Annotated in this window: 22 protein-coding genes and 1 pseudogene; 14 read left to right on the top strand and 9 right to left on the bottom strand. The window is 68.9% G+C overall.

Translation table 11 applies throughout. The features are described from left to right. Positions 1 to 20 precede the first annotated feature (20 nt). Complete coding sequence (locus OH768_RS52225; RefSeq protein ID WP_406464595.1) at positions 21 to 1,019, top strand: sugar phosphate isomerase/epimerase family protein; 999 nt, start codon at positions 21 to 23, stop codon at positions 1,017 to 1,019. A gap of 141 nt (positions 1,020 to 1,160) precedes the next feature. Here OH768_RS52225 and OH768_RS52220 read toward each other — a convergent pair whose 3' ends face one another. Continuing rightward, positions 1,161 to 2,180 (bottom strand): LacI family DNA-binding transcriptional regulator, encoded by a 1,020-nt coding sequence (locus tag OH768_RS52220; RefSeq protein WP_406464593.1) that lies wholly within the window; start codon positions 2,178 to 2,180, stop codon positions 1,161 to 1,163. A 263-nt stretch (positions 2,181 to 2,443) separates the two neighbouring features. On the opposite strand from OH768_RS52220, the gene OH768_RS52215 reads away from it, so the two are divergent. The 5 genes from OH768_RS52215 (at position 2,444) to OH768_RS52195 (ending at position 9,486) form a co-directional block, all read left to right on the top strand. Next, positions 2,444 to 4,420 carry a glycoside hydrolase family 127 protein gene (locus OH768_RS52215; RefSeq protein ID WP_406464592.1) on the top strand — a complete coding sequence of 659 codons (1,977 nt, stop codon included), beginning with the start codon at positions 2,444 to 2,446 and terminating at the stop codon, positions 4,418 to 4,420. A gap of 60 nt (positions 4,421 to 4,480) precedes the next feature. Beyond that, positions 4,481 to 5,728, top strand: a complete 1,248-nt coding sequence (locus tag OH768_RS52210; RefSeq protein WP_406464591.1) for an extracellular solute-binding protein — start codon at positions 4,481 to 4,483, stop codon at positions 5,726 to 5,728. Between the two features lie 69 nt (positions 5,729 to 5,797). After that, the gene (locus tag OH768_RS52205; RefSeq protein ID WP_406464589.1) at positions 5,798 to 6,781 is read left to right on the top strand and encodes a carbohydrate ABC transporter permease; all 984 of its coding nucleotides are present in this window, start codon (positions 5,798 to 5,800) and stop codon (positions 6,779 to 6,781) included. After that, positions 6,778 to 7,599 carry a carbohydrate ABC transporter permease gene (locus OH768_RS52200; protein WP_406464588.1) on the top strand — a complete coding sequence of 274 codons (822 nt, stop codon included), beginning with the start codon at positions 6,778 to 6,780 and terminating at the stop codon, positions 7,597 to 7,599. The genes OH768_RS52205 and OH768_RS52200 overlap by 4 nt, the downstream gene beginning before the upstream one ends. A gap of 117 nt (positions 7,600 to 7,716) precedes the next feature. Next, complete coding sequence (locus OH768_RS52195; protein WP_406464587.1) at positions 7,717 to 9,486, top strand: RICIN domain-containing protein; 1,770 nt, start codon at positions 7,717 to 7,719, stop codon at positions 9,484 to 9,486. Positions 9,487 to 9,580: 94 nt separating this feature from the next. On the opposite strand, the gene OH768_RS52190 is transcribed toward OH768_RS52195, so the two are convergent. Next, entirely contained in the window at positions 9,581 to 10,120 is a 540-nt protein-coding gene (locus tag OH768_RS52190) for a YbhB/YbcL family Raf kinase inhibitor-like protein (RefSeq protein WP_406464586.1), read from the bottom strand. 304 nt (positions 10,121 to 10,424) lie between these two features. Between OH768_RS52190 and OH768_RS52185 the strand changes: the two genes are divergently transcribed. Continuing rightward, entirely contained in the window at positions 10,425 to 11,306 is an 882-nt protein-coding gene (locus tag OH768_RS52185) for an alpha/beta fold hydrolase (RefSeq protein WP_406464584.1), read from the top strand. 188 nt (positions 11,307 to 11,494) lie between these two features. Further along, complete coding sequence (locus OH768_RS52180) at positions 11,495 to 11,755, top strand: MEKHLA domain-containing protein (protein ID WP_406464583.1); 261 nt, start codon at positions 11,495 to 11,497, stop codon at positions 11,753 to 11,755. A gap of 53 nt (positions 11,756 to 11,808) precedes the next feature. On the opposite strand, the gene OH768_RS52175 is transcribed toward OH768_RS52180, so the two are convergent. The 6 genes and pseudogenes from OH768_RS52175 to OH768_RS52150 all read right to left on the bottom strand — a co-directional run. Beyond that, entirely contained in the window at positions 11,809 to 12,717 is a 909-nt protein-coding gene (locus OH768_RS52175; protein ID WP_406464582.1) for a class I SAM-dependent methyltransferase, read from the bottom strand. Then, positions 12,714 to 13,658, bottom strand: coding sequence for an aromatic prenyltransferase (locus OH768_RS52170; RefSeq protein WP_406464580.1), 945 nt, complete (start codon positions 13,656 to 13,658; stop codon positions 12,714 to 12,716). The genes OH768_RS52175 and OH768_RS52170 overlap by 4 nt, the downstream gene beginning before the upstream one ends. A 130-nt stretch (positions 13,659 to 13,788) precedes the next feature. Next, a complete protein-coding gene (locus OH768_RS52165) occupies positions 13,789 to 14,856 on the bottom strand; it encodes a hypothetical protein (protein ID WP_406464578.1) in 1,068 nt (355 codons plus the stop codon). 7 nt (positions 14,857 to 14,863) lie between these two features. Next, on the bottom strand, positions 14,864 to 15,448 hold the full coding sequence (locus OH768_RS52160; protein WP_406464577.1) for a hypothetical protein: 585 nt from the start codon (positions 15,446 to 15,448) through the stop codon (positions 14,864 to 14,866). Positions 15,449 to 15,560: 112 nt separating this feature from the next. Next, positions 15,561 to 16,208, bottom strand: a complete 648-nt coding sequence (locus OH768_RS52155; RefSeq protein ID WP_406465793.1) for a DsbA family protein — start codon at positions 16,206 to 16,208, stop codon at positions 15,561 to 15,563. Positions 16,209 to 16,448: 240 nt separating this feature from the next. Next, positions 16,449 to 16,658 (bottom strand): annotated as a pseudogene (locus OH768_RS52150) (SDR family NAD(P)-dependent oxidoreductase); the annotation flags it as partial. A 440-nt stretch (positions 16,659 to 17,098) separates the two neighbouring features. Between OH768_RS52150 and OH768_RS52145 the strand changes: the two are divergent. The 3 genes from OH768_RS52145 to OH768_RS52135 all read left to right on the top strand — a co-directional run bounded on the left by OH768_RS52145 (position 17,099) and on the right by OH768_RS52135 (position 19,676). Beyond that, on the top strand, positions 17,099 to 17,515 hold the full coding sequence (locus OH768_RS52145; RefSeq protein WP_406464575.1) for an organic hydroperoxide resistance protein: 417 nt from the start codon (positions 17,099 to 17,101) through the stop codon (positions 17,513 to 17,515). A gap of 141 nt (positions 17,516 to 17,656) precedes the next feature. Then, positions 17,657 to 18,697, top strand: a complete 1,041-nt coding sequence (locus OH768_RS52140) for a methyltransferase (RefSeq protein WP_406464574.1) — start codon at positions 17,657 to 17,659, stop codon at positions 18,695 to 18,697. 22 nt (positions 18,698 to 18,719) lie between these two features. After that, positions 18,720 to 19,676, top strand: a complete 957-nt coding sequence (locus tag OH768_RS52135) for a GlxA family transcriptional regulator (protein WP_406464573.1) — start codon at positions 18,720 to 18,722, stop codon at positions 19,674 to 19,676. A gap of 252 nt (positions 19,677 to 19,928) precedes the next feature. Here the strand turns inward: OH768_RS52135 and OH768_RS52130 are convergent, their stop codons facing one another. Then, complete coding sequence (locus OH768_RS52130) at positions 19,929 to 20,990, bottom strand: alpha/beta fold hydrolase (RefSeq protein WP_406464571.1); 1,062 nt, start codon at positions 20,988 to 20,990, stop codon at positions 19,929 to 19,931. Between the two features lie 261 nt (positions 20,991 to 21,251). Here OH768_RS52130 and OH768_RS52125 point away from each other — a divergent pair, with 261 nt between their 5' ends. The 3 genes from OH768_RS52125 to OH768_RS52115 all read left to right on the top strand — a co-directional run bounded on the left by OH768_RS52125 (position 21,252) and on the right by OH768_RS52115 (position 24,482). After that, positions 21,252 to 21,890: a response regulator gene (locus OH768_RS52125; protein ID WP_406464570.1), complete on the top strand. Its 639-nt coding sequence runs from the start codon at positions 21,252 to 21,254 to the stop codon at positions 21,888 to 21,890. Then, positions 21,887 to 22,930 carry a sensor histidine kinase gene (locus OH768_RS52120; protein WP_406464569.1) on the top strand — a complete coding sequence of 348 codons (1,044 nt, stop codon included), beginning with the start codon at positions 21,887 to 21,889 and terminating at the stop codon, positions 22,928 to 22,930. The genes OH768_RS52125 and OH768_RS52120 overlap by 4 nt, the downstream gene beginning before the upstream one ends. 250 nt (positions 22,931 to 23,180) lie before the next feature. Continuing rightward, entirely contained in the window at positions 23,181 to 24,482 is a 1,302-nt protein-coding gene (locus tag OH768_RS52115) for an extracellular solute-binding protein (protein ID WP_406464568.1), read from the top strand. The last annotated feature ends 5 nt before the right edge of the window (positions 24,483 to 24,487 follow it).

Genomic DNA, 24,487 nt, shown 5'->3' with positions numbered 1-24,487 from the left:
CCATGCCAAGGAGCACCCGCATGTCCCTCAAGCTCGGCGCCTACACCGCCTGTCTGCACGACCGCCCACTGGCCGAGGCCCTCGACATCCTCAAAGAGAACGGCCTGGACTCCGTCGAGGTCAACACCGGCGGCTTCATCCCCTCCCCGCACTGCCCGGTCGACCTCTTGCTGTCCTCGGCGACCGCGCGCGAGGAGTACCTGGCGGTCTTCGCCGAGCGCGGGATGGAGCTGACCGGCCTCAACTGCAATGGGAATCCGCTCAATCCGCTGCCCGGGGTCGGCCCGAAGCACGCCGACGACCTGCGCCGCACCATCCGCCTCGCGGGCCTGCTCGGGGTGCGGCACGTGGTCACCATGTCCGGCACGCCGGGCTCCGACCCGGACGCCAAGTACCCCTCCTGGGTGGTGAATCCGTGGGACGGCGTCTACATGGACGTCCTGGACTACCAGTGGGCCGTGGCGGTCGAGTTCTGGAAGGAGATCGACGCGCTGGCCCGGGAGAACGACGTCCGGGTCGCCATCGAGATGCACCCCCACAACCTCGTCTTCTCCCCCGTCACCCTCAAGCGACTCGTCGACGAGAGCTCCCTCACCAACGTCGGCGCGGAGATGGACCCTTCGCACCTGATGTGGCAGGGCATGGACATCGTCGCCTGCATCAAGTGGCTCGGCCCGCTGGTATTCCACGCCGCCGCGAAGGACGCAATGCTCTGCCCCGGCGCCGACATCCGCGGCGTGCTGGACACCTCGTTCACCCGCGTGCCCGCCGACGCGCCCGACAAGGTGCCCACCGGCTACGGCTTCTGGTGCAACTCCTGGCCCGAGAACCCAGCGTGGAAGTTCGTCGCCGTCGGTGTCGGCCACGATGTCTCGTACTGGACCGAGTTCCTACGCGCCCTCGCCGAGGTCGACCCGGACATGGCCGTGAACATCGAGCACGAGGACGCCGCCTACTCGCAGACCGAGGGGCTCGCCCTGGCCGCGAAGAACCTCCATGCCGCCGCGGCGGCCGTGTAGGGCCGGTTCCTGAATCGCCCAGCCGTCACAGCGGTGTGTTCTTGAGTGCACCGCTGTGACCGTCGAGAACCGGTCCGTCCCTGCCGTCCTGGCCCGGCGGCTGTCGCGGCGTCTTCGACCTTCGCCCACTCGCCCGACACCTCAGGTGGATTCACGGACGACGAGGCGGCAGGGAACGCTGTGCAGGCCGGGCGCCAGCTTGGAGCCGATGGCGTCCAGCAGTAGCAGGGCGGCCTGTCTGCCGATCTCGGAGAGGTCGGTGTCGATCGTGGTGAGGGGCGGGCGGGAGGCCAGCGCCATGACGTCCCAGTTGTCGTAGCCCACGATCGCCACCTTGCCGGGGACGTCCAGGCCGTTCTCGCGCAGGGCGTCGGCGACGCCTCTGGCGATCTGGTCGTTGCCGCAGAAGAAGGCGTCCGTCTCCGGTGCCGTGCGCAGCACCGCTTGGGCGGCACGGCGGCCCCATGCCTCGCTCCACTCCCCGAAGTGGACCCGGCCGGTGGCGAGTTCCGTAGCGGACTGCTTGAGGAGTTCGAGGGTGTGCTGCGCGCGGTCGCGGGCGGCCGCGTGGTGGGCCGGGCCGGTGATGTGTGCGATCCGGGTGCGTCCGGTGGCCAGCAGGTGCTCGATCGCCAGACGGGCTCCGCTGCGGTCGTCGGACACGACGGAGATGTCGTCAGGGTCGGTGGAGGGCGAGAGCGCGTAGACCGTCGGGATCGGCTCGACGCCCTTCAGTGGCGGACGCGGGTCGGTCCGTCGGCCGGTCACGATGATGCCGTCCACCCGGCGGCCCATGAGATTGCTCAGGTGGTGCTGCTCGCGGATGGCGTCGCCGCGGGTGTCGCACAGCAGCACGGAGATCTTTCCGGCGCCGAGCGCATCCTCGGCCCCGAGGAGGACGGGCGTGCTGAAGCGGCCGATACCGTCCGTCGTCATCAGCCCTACGGTCCAGCTGCGGCCGGTGTGCAGGCTCTGTGCCTGCTGATTGGGGCGGAAGTCGAGCTCTTCGACGGCGTCCAGGACCCGCTGCCGGGTCTCCGGACGCATGCTCCCACTGCCGTTCAGCGCCTTTGAGGCCGTCCCGACACTGACACCGGCCAGTCTGGCCACATCGGTGAGCTTCGCCCGCCCGGTGGGCGGAAGACTTGGCACGGCGGTCACACGCAACCCTTTTCCTGGATGACGTCGTCAGCCGCATCCTGACATCGTTCGCGGCAGCTGGCCAGTCCCTGACCAGGCGAAGAAAATGTTTGCGCGGACCCTTGACGCACAGGCGAACCCGTTCCTACCTTTCCGGGCAGAAAAACGTTTTCCTCAGCGGGTTCCAGAGACGGAGCAACGCCCGTCCGACCTCAGGGACGCCCTGACGCGCATCGCACGTCGGGTCCCCGACTCGCGCTTCCCACCTACCTCTCCGGAGAGCCATGCCCCGCCGCCGTTCCGCTGCGCTTTCCTCCCCGGCCCCGGCCCCGTCCGGACAGGCAGGCACTTCCACCGGGCCGGTCCGTCTCGGACCAGGGGCCAAGGCCGTACTGACGCCTGCCGTGGTCGAGGTACGGGCCGGCTTCTGGAGCACCCGCCGCGAGGTGAACGCGCGGATCTCCCTCCCCCAGGGCCCCGAACTTCTGGAGTCGGCGGGCAATCTGCACAACCTGCGGCTCGCGGCGGGCGCGGTCGAGGGCGAGTTCCGGGGCGCGTACCCGTTCGTCGACACGGACGTCTACAAGTGGCTGGAGGCGGCGTCCTGGCAGTTGGCCCGGGGCTCCTCGTCCGGGCTGGAAACCGACGTGGAGCGGATCGTCTCTTTGGTAGCCGATGCGCAGCAACCCGACGGCTATCTGAACACGTGGTTCCAACTGGTCAAGGGCGGCGAGCGGTACAAGGACCTGCGCTGGGGTCACGAGTTGTACTGCGCCGGTCATCTCATCCAGGCGGCCGTCGCCCACCACCGGGCCACCGGTCGTCCCCAACTCCTCGATGTGGCACGGAAGTTCGCCGACCACATCGACTCCGTGTTCGGCCTTCCCGGCAGCGGCAAGGAGATCGACGGAATCGACGGGCACCCCGAGGTCGAGACCGCCCTGGTGGAGCTGTACCGGGAGACCGGCGAGCGCCGCTACCTCGATCTGGCCGGTTACTTCGTCGACCGTTTCGGCCACGGTCTGCTGGGCGGCGAGGCGTACTGCCAGGACCGGGTGCCGCTGCGCGAGGCGGACGACGTGGAGGGCCACGCCGTACGGCAGTTGTACCTGCTGGCCGCCGCGGCCGATCTGGCGACCGAGACCGGGGACGCCGAACTCCGAGCGGCGGGCGAGCGGTTGTGGCGGGCGATGACAGCCACCAAGACCCATCTCACCGGCGGGCTCGGCGCGCACCACGACGAGGAGGACTTCGGCGACCCGTACGAACTGCCCAACGAGCGCGCGTACTGCGAGACTTGCGCGGCCATCGCGTCGGTCCAGTGGAGCTGGCGGATGGCCCTGCTCACCGGTGAGGCCCGCTACTCCGACCTGATCGAACGCACCCTGTACAACGGCTTCCTGGCCGGGGTGTCGCTCGACGGCGAGCGCTGGCTGTACGTCAACCCGCTCCAGGTCCGCGACGGCCACACCGACCCGGGCGGAGACCAGTCGGCCCGCCGCACCCGCTGGTTCCGCTGCGCCTGCTGCCCGCCGAACGTCATGCGGCTGCTGGCCTCGCTGGAGCACTACCTCGCCACCAGCGACACCGGCGGCCTACAGATCCACCAGTACACCAGCGGCCGCTATACGGGCGACCTAGACGGCACCCCGGTCGCGGTGCGCGTCGAGACCGAGTACCCGTGGCAGGGTGCGATCAGCCTGACCGTCGAGGAGACCCCGGCGGACCGTCCCTGGACCCTGTCGCTGCGCGTCCCTCAGTGGTGCGCCGAGTACCGGGTGCGGTGCGGGGACACGGAGTACGACCGGACCGACGCCCCCGTGGCCGACGGCTGGCTACGGCTTGAGCGCACCTGGGCCCCCGGCGACCGGGTCGTCCTCGAACTCGCCCTCGCGCCGCGCCTGACCGCGGCCGACCCCCGCGTGGACGCCGTGCGCGGTTGCGTGGCGATCGAGCGCGGGCCGCTCGTCTACTGCCTGGAGCAGATCGACCACCCCGACGGCGGTCTGGACGACATCGTCCTGGACCGCACCGGTCCGCTCGCCGTACGAAACCGGCCCGATCTGCTGGGCGGCGTGACCACGGTGCTGGCCACCGGCCGACGCCGCCACATCCCCGAGGCGGGCTGGTGGCCGTACACCTCCGCCGACAGCGAGGCGCCGGCAACGGACGACGCACCGGTCGAGCTCACCGCCATCCCCTACTACGCGTGGGCCAACCGCCAGGACGGCAGCATGCGCGTCTGGCTGCCCACCTCCTGAGCCCGCAAGACCCGTCCCCTGTTCCCCTCCTACGAGCCGCACCAAGACAACGAGGTCACCGTGAGAAACACCCGCCGCACCCTCCTCACCGCCATAGCCACCGTCGGCGCGCTCGCCTCTGTCGCCGCCTGCGGCGGCGGTTCCGGCTCCGCCGCCTCCGGTTCCGGGAAGACCGGCGGGACGTACAACTTCTGGGACCCGTACCCGCAGTTCGACGCCTCCTCGGCGTGGGGCAAGCTCGTCACGAAGTGCGGCACGGACGCCGGGGTCAAGGTCAAGCGCACCAGCATGGACACCACGGACCTGGGCAACAAGGCCCTGCTCGCTGCCCAGCAGGGCAACGCCCCCGACGTGATGCTGGTGGACAACCCCGTCGTCTCCACGCTCGTCGAGGCGGGAATCCTCAACAAGACCGGCGACCTCGGCCTCGACACGTCGTCGATCCAGAAGAACATCCTCGGCGCGGGCGTCATCGACAACGCCTCCTACGGTGTGCCGATCGGCGCCAACACCCTCGCGCTCTACTACAACAAGAAGATCCTGTCCGCGGCCCACGTCGACCCCGCGTCCGTCAAGGACTGGGCCTCGCTCACGGCGGCGCTGAAGAAGGTCAAGTCCGCGGGCAAGAAGGGCATCACGTTCTCCGCGATCAACACCGAGGAGGGCAGCTTCCAGTTCCTGCCGTGGTTCTGGGGCGCGGGCGGCGATCTGACCAAGCTCGACTCGGACAAGGGCGTTGCCGCGCTCTCGCTGTGGAAGCAGTGGGTCGACGGCGGATACGCGCCGAAGGACGTGCTCCAGAACACCCAGACCACCAGCTGGCAGGAGTTCGCCACCGGCGACTACGCGTTCAGCGAGAACGGCACCTGGCAGCTCGGCAACGCGGACAAGGCCGGCTTCGCGTACGGCGTCATCAACATCCCCGGGCAGAACGGCGGTTCCGCGCCGGTGCCGACCGGCGGCGAGTTCGTCACCGTCCCCGTACAGAAGGACTCCTCCCGCTACGACGTCAGCAAGAAGATCGTCACCTGCCTGACGAACTCCGCGAACCTGCTGACCACCGACACGACCCTGACCTACGTGGCACCCACCGCCCAGGTACAGGCCCAACAGGTGAAGCAGAACCCCGAGTTGAAGCCGTGGGTCGGTGCGGTGGCGGCGGCGCGAGGCCGTACCAGCGATGGTCTGGGCACCAAGTACCCGACGATCTCCCAGCCGATGTGGACCGCCGTGCAGAACGCCCTGTCGGGCGGCAAGAGCCCGCAGGCGGCCCTCGACGCCGCTCAGACGGCCGCGAGCAAGGGCTGACACCCGGCCTCCGATCCTCTCCGGACACCGCCGCCGGCCCGGACACGCCACCCGCATCCAGGAGTACGCATGACCATCGCCCGCGTCGACCGCCGCTCTCAGCGGTCCCCGGCCAGGTCCGGGGCGACCGGTACCGGACAACGGACGGACGCGTCGGACCTGCGGCGCCGACAGCGCCGTAGCAGCCGGCTCACCGCGCTGGCCTTCATCGCCCCGCTGGTCGTCTACCTCGCCGCCTTCTACCTCTATCCGCTCTACCGCAACCTCGACCTGAGCCTGCGCGACTACACCGTCCGGTCGTTCGTGCAGGGGGACGCGCCCTTCTCCGGCCTCGACAACTTCAGGACCGTCCTGGACGACCCCACGTTCGGCCCCGCGATGCGCCACACCGTGATCTTCACCTTCGCGTCGATCGCGTTCCAGTACGTGGCCGGGCTCGCCCTCGCAGTCTTCTTCAACCGGCACTTCCGACTGGCCGCGACCCTGCGCGCCCTGTTCCTGATCCCCTGGCTGCTGCCGCTGATCGTGTCGGCGTCGACGTGGTCGTGGATGTTCAACAGCGAGTCGGGGGTCATCAACTACGCACTGCACCTGGTGGGCGTGTCCCCGGTGGACTGGCTCAACTCGCCGGACTGGGCGCTGACTTCGGTCGTCATCGCGAACATCTGGATCGGCATCCCGTTCAACCTGGTGATCCTCTACAGCGGGCTCCAGAACATCCCGGCGGAGCTGTACGAGGCGGCCTCGCTCGACGGGGCGGGTACCTGGCAGCAGTTCCGCCGGATCACCTTCCCGCTGCTGCGCCCGGTGTCGGCGATCACCCTGCTCCTCGGGCTCGTCTACACGCTCAAGGTGTTCGACCTGATCTGGATCATGACCAAGGGCGGTCCGGGCGACGCGTCGTCCACCCTCGCGACCTGGTCGTACCAGCTCGGCTTCGGCACGCTGCTGCCGAAGTTCGGCCCCGGCGCGGCCGTCGGCAACATCCTCATCCTCATCGCGCTCGTCTTCGGCCTGCTCTACATCCGAGTCCAGAGGAGGCAGGAGGCATGAAGTCCCCTACGGGAAAGCGCCGTTACACCGTCATCGGCCTCCTGCTGACCGCCCTGATGCTGTTCCCGGTGTACTGGATGCTGAACGTGTCCCTCACCCCGCAGCAGGACATGCGCAAGTCCCCACCCGACCTGCTGCCCCTGCACCCCACCTTCGAGGGCTACCGGGCCGTCCTCAACGACCAGTTGCCCTACCTCGGCACCAGCCTGCTCATCGGCCTGGGCACGGTCGCCCTCACCCTGGTCCTCGCCGCCCCGGCCGGATTCGCCCTGGCCAAACTGCGCCCGCTCGGCGGGGGCACCCTCGGACTCGCCCTGCTGGTCGCCCAGATGATCCCGGGCATCGTCATGGCGATGGGCTTCTACGGCATCTTCCTCGACCTCGGTCTGCTCAACTCCTGGTGGGGACTGATCGTCGCGGACTCCACCATCGCCGTGCCGTTCGGCGTCATGATCTTCACCGCGTTCATGTCGGGCATCCCCGGCGAGCTGATCTCCGCGGCCCGCATCGACGGCGCCGGTACCTGGCGCACCTTCGTGTCCGTGGTGCTGCCGGTGAGCCGCAACGCGATCGTCACAGTCTCCCTGTTCAGCTTCCTGTGGGCCTGGTCCGACTTCGTCTTCGCCAACACCCTTGACGGCGGCGGCGATCTGCGGCCGATCACCCTCGGGATCTACAAGTACATCGGCAACAACAACCAGGAGTGGAACGCGATCATGGCCACCGCCGTCGTCGCGTCGATCCCGGCGGCCGTCCTCCTGGTCCTCGCGCAGCGCTACGTGGCCGCGGGCGTGACCGCCGGCGCGGTCAAGGACTGATCCACGATCCACGACGCAGCCCGCCCCGGCCCCCGGTCGGGCGGGGCAGCGGGCCGCCTCCGCACCCACACCGCACCGCACCGCACTGTGCAAGTCCCCCTTCCTCAGGAGAGCCGCATGTCATATCTGAGCCACCGTCACCGTTCCAGAGCGCCCCTCGCCCGCGTCGGCGCCATCGTGACGACCACCGCCCTGGCCGCCACCGCCCTCGCCCTGACGGGCGCACCCGCTCAAGCCACCCCCACGTCGGCCACCACCTTGGTCGTCAACGCCGCGCAGAATCTGCGCTCCGTGACCCATGTCGGCACGGGCAGCCTCTACGGCCTCGCCACCGCGAGCACTCCCACCGACAGCCTCGTGCGGGCCCTGAAGCCCAACACGTTCGTGCAGATGGCGCCCGGCGGCAGCCAACTCCCCAACGGAGAGCCCGCACCCGCGGGTGACGCCCTGGTCGTCGCCCCGAAGGCCGCAGCGGCGGGTGCCAAGGTCGTCGTACGGATGCCGGACTGGTACCCGAACTTCCCCTACCAGTGGGTGAGTTGGAGCAACTGGCTCTCGGCGGTGGACCAGCAGGTCGCCGCGGTGAAGTCCTCCGGAGCCACCAACATCAGCGCGTACGCGCTGTGGAACGAGCCGGACTGGACCTGGGACACCACCAACGCGGGTGCCTTCGACGCCGGTTGGGCCCGCACGTTCAAAGAGGTCCGCGCCAAGGACGCCACCACCCCCATCCAGGGGCCGAGCCACTCGGTGTGGAACCAGTCCTGGATGACCACGTTCCTCACCGACGCCAAGGCCAGCGGTACGGTCCCCGACGTCATCGCCTGGCACGAGCTCCAGGGCAGCTCCGGCATCGCCGCCCATGTCGCGGCCTACCGCTCGCTGGAGAGCAGCCTGGGCATCAGCCCGCGTCCGATCGACATCGAGGAGTACGGCACGCCCGCCGAAATGGGCGACTCCGGCGCACTCATCGGCTACGCCGCCAAGTTCGAGCGCGCGGGCGTCCGCGACGCCGAGCTGGCCTTCTGGAACCACTACGGCACCCTCGGCGACACCCTGACCGACACCGGCGGCTCGCCCAACGGCTCCTACTGGACGTACAAGTGGTACGGCGACATGTCCGGGACCATGCTCACCACCACACCGCCCGCCCAGACCGGCATCGACGGTCTCGCCTCCCTCAACGGCGCGGGCAACCAGATCAGCGTCATCGCCGGCGGCTGCACCGGCTCCTGCGCCGTCACGGTCAACGGGCTCTCGTCCCTGTCGGCCTACGGCAGCACCGTCCACGTCAAGCTGGAGTACAGCCCCGGCACGGGCCGCACCACCGCCTCCCCGGGCCCGATCACCATCTCAGACACCGACTACTCCGTCTCGAACGGCTCGATCACGGTGCCGGTCACGATGAACGCCGCCGACGGCTACCACCTGACGATCACTCCCAGCGGCACCTCGACGTCCCTGGCCGGGCGCTACCAGATCACCAACAAGAACAGCGGCCTCGCCCTCGACACCCTCAACGCGGCCACCACGCAGGGCACTTCGGTCGTCCAGGCCACGTCCACCACCGGCACCGACCAGAACTGGACCCTCGTGGCCGCGGGCCAGGGCCTCTACAAGATCGTCAACCAGAAGAGCGGCCTGCTGCTGGGCATCACCAACGCGGGTACCAGCAACGGTGGCACCGCCCTGATCTGGGGCGACAACGGCACCGCCGACCACCTCTGGCAGGTCATCCCGGCCCGCGACGGCTACGTCAAGATCGCCAACTACAACAGCGGGCTCCTGCTCGGCGTCGACCAGATGAGCACCACCTCCGGCGCCCAGGTCCTCCAGTGGTCCGACAACGGCACCGCCGACCACCTGTGGAAACTGACCTCGCGCTGAGGCGATCACCGAAGGTCCCGCGCCGGCTCTCCACGGCTGGCGCGGGACCGCCGTCATACCTGGCCGCCGCCCCCGGGCGCCGGTGTGAGCGCCGTCAGGCGGGGATCTCGGCGGTGACGGTCAGGACCGCCCGGGCGAGAATGTGGCTGGTCATGGTGAAGCCGAGATAGGCCGGGGTGGCCTCGGACGCTACGCCGATCCGCTCGGTGCCGAGGGCGTGCACGACGATGACGTAACGGTGTCGGCCGTGCCCGGCCGGCGGGGCGGCGCCGATGTAGCGTGCCGCGCGGGCGTCGTTGGGCAGTTGCCAGGCGTCCTCGGGGAGACCCGAGCCGTTCTCGTCGCCGGCGCCCTCGGCGAGTTGGGTGACTGTGGCGGGGATGTCCGCGACCGCCCAGTGCCAGAAACCGGAGCCGGTCGGGGCGTCCGGGTCGTACACCGTCACCGCGTAGCTCTTCGTCCCCTCTGGGGCGCCGCTCCACGACAGTTGCGGGGAGATGTCCTTGCCGCCGGGGACGCCGAAAAGGCCGGACATCTGCTCGGCGGGCCAGACGCCTCCGTCGGACACCGTGGTGCTGGTGACGCTGAAACGGGGCACCTCGGGCAGACGAGCGAACGGGTCGTTGGTAGTCACGGTGAGTCCTTCCCATGGGCAGGGGCCTTCTCCAGGCACCCATGGATCACCCTGCGCTCCCGGCGGGACGAAATCACCGACCAGCTTCCTCCCTGCTGATAGGCCCTTCCTTCCAACACAGGTCAGCGACCTGCCCCGCAACAACGGCGTTCAGCACGTGAGTGGAACGTAGTGGACCGGTCGGCTAGCTTCGATGACACGGCGTGGAGCTCACGCAACTCCGTTCCTCCGGCCGTCCTCGCCGGCGCCGTCACCGTAGAAGCGGCATTCCTTTCAAGTTCCCTCTCAAGCCAGGAGCAGAGCGATGAACGACAACAGCGGTCAGGACGGCATTCACCCCTTCCCCGCCGGTATGGAGTCGCGGGAGATCGAGACCAATGGCGCCACGATCCATGTACGCGTCGGCGGGCAGGGGCCGGCGGTCGTCCTGCTGCACGGGTTCGGCACCACGGGCGACATGTGGGGGCATCTGACGAACGCACTCATCGAGGACCGCACGGTCATCGCACCCGACCTGCGCGGGCTGGGCCTCTCCTCGAAGCCCGACGGAGGCTACGACAAGAAGAACCAGGCGGCGGACGTGTGGGGCGTCCTGGACGCCCTGGGCGTGGGCTCGATCGAACTGGTGACGCACGACATCGGCATCATGGTCGGCTACGCCGTCGCCGCCACCCACCCCGAGCGCGTCAGCCGATGGGTGGCCATCGACGCGCCGCTGCCCGGCATCGGCCCCTGGGACCAGATCACCCAGGACCCGATGATGTGGCACTTCGGCTTCGGCGGCCACGACATGGAGCGCCTGGTCGACGGCCGCGAGCGCATCTATCTCGACCGCTTCTGGAACGAACTCTCCGTGGTCCCGGAGCGCTTCGACGAAGCCAAGCGCGAACACTACGCGGCGCTCTACGCGCAACCCGGCGCCATGCGGGCGAGCTTCGCCCAGTTCCTCGCGTTCACGCAGGATGCGGCGGACAATCAGAAGTTCCTCGCGCAGGGCAGCCTTCAGATGCCGGTCCTGGCCTTCGGCGGCGAAGCCACCTTCGGCCCCGGGATCGGCGAGGTGCTGCGCTGTGTCGCCGACGACGTCGAAGACGCGGTCATCCCGGACTGCGGGCACTGGATCACGGAAGAGCAGCCGCAGGCGACGACCGACCTGGTCGTCGAGTTCCTGCGCCGGGCACGCTGAAAGGTCACCACCGCCGTCCCCTCCTCGGGAACCGGCGCGGTCGTCGGCAACCTGGCGTCGCCGGCGACCGCGTCCGCGAGCAACACCTGCCAGAACCTGGCGGATTGGGCACCCTCGAGGACCATCAACGGACGGATCGAGCAAACCCGTGGGCCACCGACTCCTGCGTCACAGCGGCAACACCGGACTTGACCTGGCCGGACCCGGTGTCGGCCGGGCAGGCCAGCTCCCTTTCTAGCCTGCCCGCCGCACCCGACGCCCAGCCGAACCGCGACGCCCTCATACGCTCCGTCACACACAACGGCTACGCCACCGGATACCGCGGCGTCCGCATCGCCAAGTCCGGCCGCAGGTTCTGGATAACGGACGTCACGATGTGGGACCTGACCGACTCCCAGGGAACCCGCCACGGACAGGCCGCCGTCTTCCCGGCCTGGCCCGACCTCTAGCCACCACATTCTGCGTACTGCCGATCTTGGCGCTGATGCGAAAGGCTTGCGATTCAAGTCGGTTGGCGGGCAGCGGTCTGGCTTTCCTCCCTCTCCCCGTTCCAAACCGTCCAAACCGTCACGGCGGTTGGCATGATCACCACCGCTCGGGTCTCGGCGATCTCCGAACGCATGCGTTCGAGCAGGGAATCCGGGTCGCCGACCCGCCGCGCTGCCTCCCTCGCCCGGTTGCGGGCAGGGAGGCCGGCCATGGACAGCGCACGGTAGGTCTGGACGACGAGCGGGAGGATGGTGGCGTCTTCCGCGCCGCCCATCGGTGTTGTCGCCGAGATCCCGGACGGGGGAAGCCCCGCTTCCTGGAACAGGGAGTACAGGCGCGCCCCTGCTCCCAGGTCGGTTCCATCGACCGTGAGCGCTTCGGCGATGGTCTGCAGAACGGCGTCGGCCAACGGGGTTGCGGGTACGACCCGCAGCGGGTGGTTGTCGAAGTCCTGGAAGGCGATGAGCCCGCCAGGGCGCACCAGCCGGGACAGACGGCGCAGTGCGGTGACCGGGTCCGGCAGATGTCCCAGGATCAGGCGCCCGATCACCGCGTCCACCGGTTCGTCGAGGGTGACGTCGGGCAGGGTCGCCTCCCGGAACGAAATGACGCCCTCCCTCTCCCTGCCGGGTTCGGCGGCTCTGCGCGCGGCACGGGCATGTGCCAACTCCAGTGCGGCCGGAGCCGCGTCTATCCCCGTGACCGCGCCCGTGGGCCCGACGATCGCGGCTGCCGCGAACGTCACGTCCCCCGCACCGCAGCCGACGTCGAGGACCCGCATTCCGGAGCTGAGCCCGGCGAGACGCAGGGCCTGCGTTGTGATCGGGTCGTACAAACGGGCCTGGAGCACGAGGCGGTCCAGTTCCGTGGGCGAGTGCCCCAACAAGTAGGCGGACTCGCCGCGTTCCCCCGTGGTTGTCATCGGCCCTCGCCTCGGACCGGGAGCGCCGGGTCGGTGGTGTTCGACTGGCTGAAGAAGGTGTTCCATCCCTTGATGAGGGAGATCAGATCGCCGCAGTAACTCCTCTCGGCCTTGATGTACGTCCCGCTCCCGGAACCGAAGGACCAGGCGACCGCGTTCATGTCCTCGATGTCGTAGGAGGGTGCCGTCTCGAAGAACGTGGAGAGACGGCCGCCGATCGTGGGGAATTGCCCTTCGGGAAGCTTGAGGGCGTAGAAGGCGACTCTCTCCACCCAACCGGTGGCCGGGGAAATGGTGACCGCGAATGTGTACGCGCCGCGGGACAGGAACGTGGCCATCTCCTTGAAGAGGTGGTCGTCCGGCATCGCGGCGCCGGCCAGTGCGGTGAAGCGCGCGCACTGGGCTTCGCTGATGGGTCCGGGTGCTCGGAAATAGAGGTTGACCGTCCCACGGTGGTAGTCCACCGCGACATGGCGTACGTGGTCCAGTCCCATCCGGTGAAACGCCGGACCTCTTTCCCGGACAGGGGACGGCACGCCGGCAACGCCGAGGACGTCGTCCAGTGGCCGGGTGCCGTTCAAATACACCCAGGCTTTGGTCAGTCCGCGATCGGCGTCGAAGTCGCAGGACTGCTCCGCCGTTCCTTCGTAGAGCCCGCTCCAGGACTGTACGAGGTCTCCGAGGGCGTCGTCGGCCGCGATGAATCCCGCGCGTCTGGCCACGGTGACGGTGTCCACGGGGCGTCGGGCGTAGAAGCGGTAGTTCAGGTCGTCGCCGGTCCGGTCAGTGGTACGCAACAGGACGGCGCCCTCGCCGAACGCCGGTCCGTAGGCGTCCAGTACCGCGCGAGTCGTCGCGTACGAGAAGGGTGCTCCGATCGCTTCCGCCGTAGTGCGGATGTCCTCCAGAAAACGCGCATCGGAGAACTCACGGGAACGCACGATGATCCTTCTTCCTGCATGGCTTCAGGGGAGCCTCCTGGATCCAGCAGCATGTCCCCTACGACCTGCACCGGGTCGCCGTGCCTGGTGAATCCCTTCGCCACGACGTTCAGGGTCTCCAGACGGCGGGTCAGGAGACCGGTGGCTTGGAGAGATAGGGGAAGTGGTCGAGGAGCGGGCTGTGATTGAGGCCGGAGGAGAAGTCCTGGTTCACGATCATCTTGATGATGTTGGACGCGATGTCTTCCCTGACGCCCTTGCCGTTGTGGAGGCCGCACCAGGGGTCCCAGTCGGCGACGGTGCCGGGCGTGAACGTGAGGACGTTCGGGAGGAGTGCGTCCGCCGCCCAGGCGCCGTATGCCCGCGCGGTGGGGAAGCGGTGGGGGCCGTGGCCGTACGTTCCGCCGGCCTCGACGACCGCCGCGATGTTGTCCCTGACCTGGCCCCAGATCCCCGAGGCGGGAGCGGTTGCCGGGTGGGCGGGCCTGCCCTTGAGGTCGTCCGTGGGGACGGAGGCGTTGTAGTCGACGTGTGCCGAGCCGGCCGCGAAGTCGAAGAAGGTGGTCATGTTCGGCTCGGCGGCGCGCTGGAGCTGGGCCCAGGTGTTGTGGCCCTTGTCGAAGTACGCGGTCGTCGCCCAGTAGTGGAGCCGGCCGCGGCCCGTCACCTCCACAGGCACCTCCAGCACGAAGGACCTGACGCTGGTGTTGGCGAAATCGTCGTGGGCGGGACGCAGCGCGTCGAAGTCGGGGAACGTGCCGGTGGCCAGCGCCTTCGTCGTCGCGACGGGGAAGGGGATGAAGTTGTAGAACGGGTCGCGGCGTTGCCCGGCGAAGAGCTTGATGCCGTGACGGCAGTCGACGACCTCCCCGACGGGGGCGTCGGCGGGCGTGATGATCGTGCCCGAAGCACTGCGGTCGGTGGCCGCCGCACCGGTGAGCTGCTCCACCTGGACGTACTGCGTGCCGTCGGAGCCGATCGGGAAGGTGGCGCGGAACGTGATGTCCTCGACGTGGTCCCCGTTGGTGTCGATCCTGAGCTCGTAGTAGCCCGCGGGGTTCCAGGGCTTCCCGTACGTCGGCGAGGTGTTCATCCCGAAGACCGTGCGGGGGCCGTGGCGGTCGCCTGCCCCGGCGAAGCAGTAGGCGTCGCTGATGTCCAGCGTTTCGTCTTCGGGGTAGTCGAAGTGGTGGGACATGGTGCTCCTAGCGGATCGGGGTGGTGCGGGAGTACGGATTACGGGAGAACGGCTGCAGCGCGAGCGTGTAGAACCGGTTGCGGTACGGAGCCTCGTCCGTGCCGCCGAACTCGCCGTACAGCCAGAGGAAGGGCAGCTTCCCCGCATTCCAACTCACGTGGTCGGCCTGCCCGTTCGCGTGAAGGAGCTCGTACCAGCCCTCGGTGAAGCCGCTCAGGATCGCGACACGGGTGGGGGCGCCGCGTTCGGGAACGGTCGACGCGTCGACCGTGGTGCCGTCGGTCGCCGTCATGTACGGCCACGCCGACCGGGCCGGCGCGAGATGCGGACCGCTGTAGTAGTCCTGGACGGGAACGGCCTCGACGCCTGCGGGCAGCACCAGACGCGTTCCCGGAGTGAGCAGCGGAGCGTTGTACCGCCGCTCCTGACCGCTCACCAGTTCATCGGTGACCGCCGGGACGCCGTCTCGCCGCGTTGCCGTTGCGGCCGACGCCGGAGAGGCCGCCCCGCCGAGACCGTACAGAACGGGAACGGCCGCAAGGCCTCCAAGGATGCCGCGCCGGCCCGGCATTGAGCCTGGGGTGATGTTCACGCACCGACCGTACGGTCACCTCCCGTGACCGCGTCAGCGCCAGAAACGACAGAGGAAATAGCGTTGCCGTCACGCGAGTCGCCCTGTACGTCCACCGCTCCGGCGCAGGGCGCTAGTCGAAGATCGGGCCGACCGTCCGGGTCCGCTTGATCTCGTAGAAGCCCGGTGTGGAGGCGACCGCGAGGGTGCCGTCCCACAGGCGGGCGGCCTGCTCGCCTCTGGGTGTGGGAGTGACGACGGGTCCGAAGAAGGCGATTTTGTCGTCGCCTTCGGGGGCGGGGACGGCGATGATCGGACTGCCGACCTCCTGGCCGACCAGAGTGATGCCTTCCTGGTGGGAGCGGCGCAGAACCGAGTCGTAGGTGTCGGTGTCGCCGGCCTCGGCAAGGTGCTCGGGCAGTCCCGCCTCCCGCAGGGCGGCCTCGATGGTGGCGCGGTTCTTGGGAAGGCCCTGCGGGTGGTAGCGCGTGCCGAGCGCGGTGTAGAGGGGTTCCAGGACGCCGGGGCCGTAGGCCTCCTGTGCGGCGATCAGCACCCGGACGGGCGCCCAGGCCTGACCCATCAACTCGCGGTTGGCCGACGGCAGTTGGTCCAGCCGTCTCTCGTTGAGGACGGCCAGGCTCATGACGTGCCAGGTGATCTCGACCGGGCGGGTCTTCCGCACCTCGAACATCCAACGGGAGGTCAGCCAGGTCCATGGGCAGACGGGGTCGAACCAGAAGTCGACGGCGGTAGGGACAGTGCTGGGCGTGTCGCTCATTGTGCGCCTCCGAGTATCGGCCGCGGCGCGGTGCGCGGCTGAGTGGGGTGGGGTGGGGTGGGTCAGGGGTAGCCGGTGGAAGCACTCAGGTCGGCCCAGGCCGCGATGTCGTCGCTCAGGTCTGCCGGCCCTGTTCGATCTGGGTCGGGGCGTCAGCGCCCAGGACCAGGTGGTCCGGGGGTTGCCGGCGTCCAGCACGGCGAGCAGGGCCTTGGCGGCACGGGCGGGGTCGCCGATGGAGGACACCGTGACGGTGTGTCCGCTGCGGCGGCGTCGCATCGAGGACAGGATCGCCTTGATGGCGGCCACCGTCCCGAAGACATTGACGTCGAACTGGCGCCGCAGATCCTCCATGGAGGACTCCTCGACGGTGCCCTCCACTCCGTAACCCGCGTTGCTGATCAGCACATCGACGGGGCCGATGCGGCTCGGCAATCCGATCCGGGTCACGGACCGTGCCCGCGACCAAGTGTCCGTCGGCCAGTGCCTGTTGAGCAGCCCCCTCCCGACGGGAAGGGGCTGGACTCAAGCAGAACTAGTCGACCGGTCACCTAATTGACGGTAGGTGGCAGGGATCCCCACGTCAAAGGGCCGTTCCGGCTGATGCGGAGCCGTCCACCGCCACTACCTGCATTGGAAGCCTGCACCTATCAGACGGGAGAAAGACCGTCCTGGCGAGCGCACTGCGGCAAGCGTCATGGTCAACGAGAAAGCACCGCACCATGACCTGGCCGGCCGAGCTCTGCGGCTCCCGGCGATCACGGAATTCCGGCGGAGACGGTATCAACCGTGTCGCCTCTGCCCCTGATGTGGTGACGGACCGTCACCGTACGTTCGTCGTGCACCGGAGCACGGCTGCACTTGAACAACCGAGGGAAGTACTGAGAGAAATGAACGCTGTCTACACCGCGGTCGTCACCGCCAACGGCCGGGACGGCCGCGCCACCAGCGCCGACGGACACCTCGATGTCCGCCTCGCGTTTCCGCCGGCTCTCGGCGGCGACGGCCGGGGGACCAATCCCGAACAGCTCTTCGCGGCCGGCTACGCGGCCTGCTTCACCAGCACCCTCGGCGTGGTCGGCCGGGAAGCCAAGATCCGCACCGGTGACATCTCGGTGACCGCGGAGATCGGTCTCGCCAAGGACGACACGGACGGCGGCTTCGCGATCACCGCGCTGCTGCGCGTGAAGCTGCCCGAAACCCTGCGGAACGAGACCGGCCGCAAGCTGGTCGAGCAGGCACACGCGGGCTGCCCGTACTCCAAGGCCACCCGGGGCAACATCCCGGTCGAACTCATCGTGGAATAACGGCCCGTCCGGTGCGCGACACCGGTCAACCGCCGTACCGGACCATGTCCGGATCGCAGACCACGGGGCCCGACACGAACCGACGCTGCCGGGCCCCCACTCGCGGCGGCATCATGCCGTCGCCCACCAGAGGAGATTGATTTGACCAGCGCACAACCGTCGCCGGCCCGCTCGGCGGAGGCTCAGGACTATGAGCGCATGATGGGCATGGTCACGGGCTTCTGGGTCACCCAGACGGTTCGGGCTGCGGCGTTGTACAACCTCGCGGACCATCTCGCGGCCGGAGCCGACACCGGCGAGGCGATCGCCGGGGCGGAGTCCACCGATCCCGACGCCACCCGCCGCCTGCTGCGCACCTGCGCCTCCCTGGGCCTGATGACCACGCAGGACGGGCAGCACTTCACCGGCACGTCGCTGCTGAGCACCCTGCGGCACGACGACCCGCACTCGCTACGGCATTTCGCCATCTCCCAGTCCGCGCCGGGCCATTGGCTGCCGTGGGGCAGATTCCCCGAAGCCGTCCGCACGGGACGCCACCAAGTGACCGCGGCCCATGGGGAGGAGAACATCTTCGACTACTTCGCCAAGCACCTCGAGGAGGCGTCCTCCTTCACCGAGTCGATGAGCAACCTGTCCCGCGCGTCCGCCCTCGACATCGCCGAGGTGCTGGACACGAAGGGCGTCGCTTTCGCCCTGGACATCGGCGGAGCCGGCGGTGACGTCGTCCTGGCCATGATGCGGGCCAACCCCGAACTCGACGGCGGGGTCCTCGACCTGCCCCACATCGTCTCCGCCGCCGCCGAAGCGGCCAGGGCCGAGGGACTGGAGGGGCGTTTCACCGCCGTCGGCGGCGACTTCTTCGATTCCGTTCCGGCCGCGGACCTCTACGTACTCAAATACATCCTCCACGACTGGGACGACGCGAACTGCGTGCGCCTGCTTCGGAACTGCCGGGCATCGCTTGCCGACGGCGGCCGTATCGCCGTGGTCGACCATCTGGTCGGAGACACCGGGCAGCCCGGGCTCGCTCCCCTGATGGATATGAACATGCTCGGCATGACAGGCGGCCGGGAGCGTCAACTCGCCGAATTCGACGCCCTGTTCACCGCGGCCGGCCTGCGCCGGGTGAAGGTGAGTACCGCCGGGGCGTTCGCCGTCATCGAAGCCCGGCCCGCAGTCTGACTCACGGAGAAAAGACCCCGCCATGCGCGTAGCAGTCGTCGTCTATGACGGGGTCTTCGACTCCGGTCTCGCAGCGGTCCTCGATGTCCTGAGCAACGCCAACGCGCTGGGCACGCAGCTCACCCACCCGCCGACCTGGAACGTGACCATGGTCGGCGCCGCCCCGTCCGTGCGGACCGGGGCCGGGCTCACCGTGACGCCCAGCCCGCTCGCGCACGCGGAGACAGCGGACCTGCTGGTCGTGCCGGCGCCGGCGGAGAGCGATCCTTCGGCGCTGCTCGACCATGTCGGCGGGGACGAGTCCCTGCCCGTCCGCGACCTGATCGCCCGCACTCGTGCCCGCGGTACGACCATCGCCTCCGCGTGCGCGGGCACCTTTCTCCTGGCCGAGGCGGGCGTGCTCGACGGACTGCGTGCCACGACCACCTGGTGGCTGTCGCCCGCGTTCCGCGACAGGTATCCCAAAGTCCAGCTGGATCACAGCCGGATGGTCATCGGCAGCGACGGCATCACCACGGCCGGTGCCGCCTTCGGCCATGTCGACCTCGCACTGGCCATCGTCCGGGCCGCCAGCCCCGCGCTCTCCGACATCGTCGCCCGCTACCTCGTGGTCGACGAACGCCCCTCGCAGGCCGCGTACACCATCCCCAGCGCCCTGGCCAAGAGCGACCCCACCGTCACGGCCTTCGAACTCTGGGTCCGTGAGCATCTGACCGATCCCATCAGCATCCCCGAGGCGGCCAAGGCCATCGGCGTCAGCGAGCGGACCCTGCAGCGCGCCGTACAGCGCACCGTCGGGACGTCTCCCATCCGGTTCGTGCAGGACCTGCGAATCGAGCGCGCCTCGCACCTGCTGCGCTCCACCGGTCTGTCCCTTGAGGCCATCTCCCGGAAGGTCGGCTACGAACACCCCAACACTCTGCGGGTGCTCCTCCGCGAACGCACCGGCAAGACCACATCGGCTCTGCGCGGCAGGTGAATCCCGCCCGGGGCACGTCTACAGACAGGTACGGGTGAGCCAATCGTCGGAACTGTAGGTGTCCCTGGCGGGATCCGGCACGGTGGCGGGCCGTGTCTCCACCAGTTGCTCCGGGGGAACGCGCTGCGGCAACTTACCGAACCAGGGACGTCGCCCGGTGTCGGCGGCATCCGGGAAGCCTGTCTTTTCAGGTGTCATGTCATCCTCCAGATTTGCGAACAGCCACAGCGCCGTCTCGGCTGGGGCGGCCTGTCAGAGTCGGTCGGCGTCGAGGACGGCCCGGGCGAAGGCCTCGGGTGCTTCCTGTGGCACGTTGTGGCCGATTCCCTTGAGCGTCCTGTGGTCATAGGGGCCGGTGAATTTGGCCCGGTACGCCGTGCCGTCGCCGGCCGGCGTGAAGGGATCCAGTTCCCCGTCGAGAGTGACGGTCGGCACCGCGATGTCGGGCGCTGTCGCGAGACGTGCCTCGATCCCGTCGTAGCGGGGGTCGCCCTGGGCCAGGCCCAGTCGCCAGCGGTAGTTGTGAATCACGATGGGGACGTAGTCCTCGTTGTCGAATGCCGCCGCCGTACGGTCGAAGGTCGCGTCGTCGAAGTTCCACGACGGGGAGACGTTGTGCCAGACGAGCTTCGCGAAGTCGTGCCGGTACTGCTCGAAGCCCCGCGCGCCGCGTTCGGTCGCGAAGTAGTACTGGTACCACCACGCCCACTCGGCCGCGGGCGGCAGCGGCTGCTTGTTCTTCTCCCGGTTGGTGATCAGGTAACCGGTCACGGAGACCAGCGCCCTGCACCGCTTCGGCCAGAGGGCGGCAATGATGTCGGCGGTTCGCGAGCCCCAGTCGAAGCCCCCGAACACGGCCTTCTTGATCCTCAGGGCGTCCATCAGAGCGATGATGTCGTAGGCGATCACCGACTGCTGCGCGTTGCGGAACGTGGTCGGCGACAGGAAGGTCGTGGTGCCGTGTCCGCGCAGGTAGGGAACGATGACCCGGTAGCCCTGGGCCGCCAGCAGGGGTGCGACGTCCACGTAGCTGTGGATGTCGTACGGCCACCCGTGCAGGAGGATGACGGCCGGTCCGTCGGCTGGACCTGCCTCGGCGTAGCCGACGGTGAGTTCGCCGGCCCTGACCTGCTTCAGCGCCGGGAAGGACCCCTCGCCCGTGTCCGGTGTCGGCGCTGTCGCAGCCCGTTCTGCGCCCGGCCCGGGCGGCGAGGACGCTGCCGCCGCGGGGCCGCTCAGGCCGATCAGCGATGCCGCAGCCGTGCCCGCCGCGCCCGCGCCGACGACCTTGCCGAAGGTACGCCTGTCGATCATCTGTGCACCGTTCTGTCCGTGTCGGTCGGACGCTTCCGCCTGGCCGAGGTCTCTGACCAGTCATCCTGGTGCTCCGACGCCCAGGGGGCCTCAGTGTCCGTCCGCAGTCGTCCTTCGGGTTTCCCGCACCGGCCGCTTGGGCGCCCGCCGGTTCGGAGTTCACCCGATCGCTTCCCCGGTCCCTGGGGCCGGGGCCGACCGGCCGCACCCAGTACCTTTGCTTCGATGAATGGCGACCGTGCTGAGCAGGGGGTACAGGCCGTGTCACGTCTCAGTGTGGTGATCGCCGACGATCACCCGGTGGTCCGTGCGGGCATGCGCGCACTGTTGTCCCGGGACGAGTCCTTCGAGATCGTCGCCGAGAGTTCGACGGTCCCGGAGACCGTGCGGGTCGTGGCGGAAGAACAACCGTCCGTGCTGGTCCTGGACCTCACCATGGCGGGCCGGTCCAGCCTGCCGTCGATCCCCGACCTGCTCGCGGCGTCACCCGGCACCCGCATTCTGATCCTCACGATGCAGGAGGATCCCGCGTTCGCCCGCGCGGCCCTGCGGATCGGAGCGGCCGGATACTTGCTCAAGGAGGCGGCAGCGGAGGAACTGCTCGGCGCGGCCCGCCAGGTCGCACAGGGGGGCACCTATCTCCAACCCGCCATGGGCGCCCGACTGGCCGTCGCGGGCGCCGGGGCTCCCGGTGCCGATGGCGACACCTCTCTGACGGCGCGCGAGCTGCAAGTTCTCTCCCTGCTCGCCCTGGGCCACACCAACCAGGAAGTCGCGCGACGTCTCTTCGTCTCCGTCCGGACGGTGGAGACCCATCGCGCCAGGGTTCGGGACAAGCTCGGGACCGAGACGCGGGCGGAACTCATCGCCGCCGCTCGCGAGCGCGGGCTGCTGGGATGAACGGCACGCTGCGCGCCAAGGCCGGCCCCGTCATGGAAGCCACCGGTGCCACGCTGCTCGTCGTCGCCTTCGCGGTCGAGGTCCTGCAGCAGCAGCCTCGCTGGGTGATGCGCTTCTCGCTCGGCGCCGCCGTCGTCCTCATCGTCGCGGCGGCACTGAGCAACGCCGTCCGGAGGGCATGGCTGGCGGCGCTGTGCGGACTCGCGCTCATACTCTCCGTGTCACAGCTGGTTCGTATGACCGACCAGCCGCTCTTCAACGGCTTGAACATCGTGCCGCTGCTGCTGATCGGCTGCGCCTTCGTGCTGGGCCGCAGTGCGGTGGCACGCCGTCGGAGTCTCGCCCGGGAGCGGGCTCAGGCACGCAGCGACGGCGAAGAACGTGAACGTCGGCGCTGGGCCCGTGAGTTGCACGACGAGACCCTTCAAGAACTGGTCGCCGTTCAGCTCGTCCTGTCCAGCGCCGCCGGCACGGGCCGGCTCGATGCCATGAACGAGGCCATCGACCAGGCGCGAAGCCTGATCGCGAATCAGATCACGTCCTTGCGGCACCTGATCGTGGAAATGCGGCCTTTCGCCCTCGATCAGCTCGGACTCGCGCCCGCTCTTGAGACGCTCTGCCGGCGCACCGAGGACACCTTCGGGCTGAACATCGAGCTGCGCGTCGGAGCGGAGTGGCACGGGTTGGAGGCCGAACTGTCGCCGGAGGCCCAGGCCCACGTCTATCGCATCGTGCAGGAAGCGGTGAACAACGCGGTCAAGCACGCTCAGGCAGACCGGCTTCTCGTGGAACTGGACAGCGACGACCAGGCGTTCACCGTGGCGGTCAGGGACAACGGCCGCGGGATGGACCAGCAGCCGTCCGCCTCGGCCGACCGATCCGCGCTCCCCACTGTGGTCTCCACAGGCACCGGGCTGTCGGCCATGCGTGAACGCGGCCACCTGTTGAACGGACACCTCAGTGTTGGTTCCGCCCCAGGTGGGGGAACCTGCGTCACGCTCCTGATGCCTCGCCACGCCAAGCGACGTTCCAGCCGGTAGACCATGCCCTGCGGTATCCGAACGGGGACATGCCCCGTGGGCCGAGGCGGCGGAACCGGCACCCGATTTCGCTACAAGTTCCGAAATTATTCGTGACGGGTCCGCCACGCCGCCGAAATAGGTACTTCTTAGCGTTACTGCCAGTCGCATAGGCGTCATCGCACCCATTGGGTCTGTCAAACCGCAAGAGGTGCTTTCTCACGAAAAAACATCACTGTCCTCAGCGATGTCATGAGACAGGAGCCACCGAGTGTCCAACCCCTCCCGTCGCGGCGTCCTCAGACTGACCGCCGGCACAGCTCTCCTCGGCACCCTCGCCCTGACCGGCTGCGGGCGCGGCGACGAGACCACCGCCTCGAAGGCCGCCGCCAAGCCGGTCGGCACCGCCCCGGCGACCGGCACCGTCAATGTCTGGGCCACCCAGGACGACGCCAGCGTGCTCGACAAGGTGATCAAGCCGTTCAAGTCCGCGAACCCGGACGTCACCTTGAAGTTCACGCTGATACCGAACTCCGAGTACTACACGAAGCTCCAGGCGGCGATCGCGGCGGGCAAGGGCCCGGACGTGGCCCAGTTCTTCCCCGAGTCGCAGGCGCAGTTCCTCGATCCCTCGATCCTGCGGCCCGTGCCGGCCGGGCTCGTCGACTCCGGCAGCTTCTTCACGAGCCTGTGGGACGCCGGTGTGGCCAAGGACGTCGCCTACACGGTGCCCTGGTACGCGTACACGTACGCCCTCGTCTACCGCGCCGACCTCGCCAAGAAGGCGGGCGTCAAGGCGCCGACCACGTGGGCCGAGATGGTGCCGTTCTTCAAGGCGCTGCAGGGCGCCGGAGCCGTGCACGGGCTCGGGGCCGACAACGGCTGGGACATCTTCAACGGCCAGGACGCCGCGATGTACGCGTGGCAGGCCGGCGGCTCCCTGCTGTCCGCCGACGGCAAGTGGACGCTCGACACGCCGGCGATGGTCGACGCGATCAAGTACAACGCGTCGTTCTTCGCCTCGGGTTCCGCCGACACCGCCACCCCCACCTTCCTCGACTCCCAGCCGTACTTCGTCTCCGGCAAGACCGCCTGCATGATCACCGGCCCCTGGGTCGTCGGCCAGCTCGACACCGCCGCGAAGAAGACCGGCTGGACGGCGTCCCACGTCGCCACCGCGCCGCTGCCGGCCGGCGCCGCCGGCAGCGCCTCCTTCTCCGGCGGGGGCAGTTGGGGTGTGCTCGCGACCGGCGGCAACGCGGACGCGTCGTGGAAGTTCATCCGCTACGTCTCGCAACCGAGCACCCAGGTCGCGCAGTTCAAGGCGTACAGCTCACTGCCTGCGGCCGTGTCGGCCTGGGACGACCCGGCCATCAAGGGGCAGCCGCTCCTCGACGCCTTCTTCACACAGCTGAAGAAGGCGCGGGCCTTCCCGCAGGTGAGCACCTGGCAGCAGGTCGCTACCCGGCTGGGCAAGGAGATGGAGGCCGTGGCCAAGGGCAAGGAGACCGCGGCGAAGGCCGCCGCGAACATCCAGGCGTACGCCGAGAGCGTCGGCACGAGCACGAAGTGAGCCGC

This window comes from Streptomyces sp. NBC_01622 (assembly GCF_045209635.1).
GTDB lineage: Bacteria > Actinomycetota > Actinomycetes > Streptomycetales > Streptomycetaceae > Streptomyces.
Note: the sequence above shows the minus strand (reverse complement) of the source record. Positions and strands in the feature narration are given on the sequence as shown.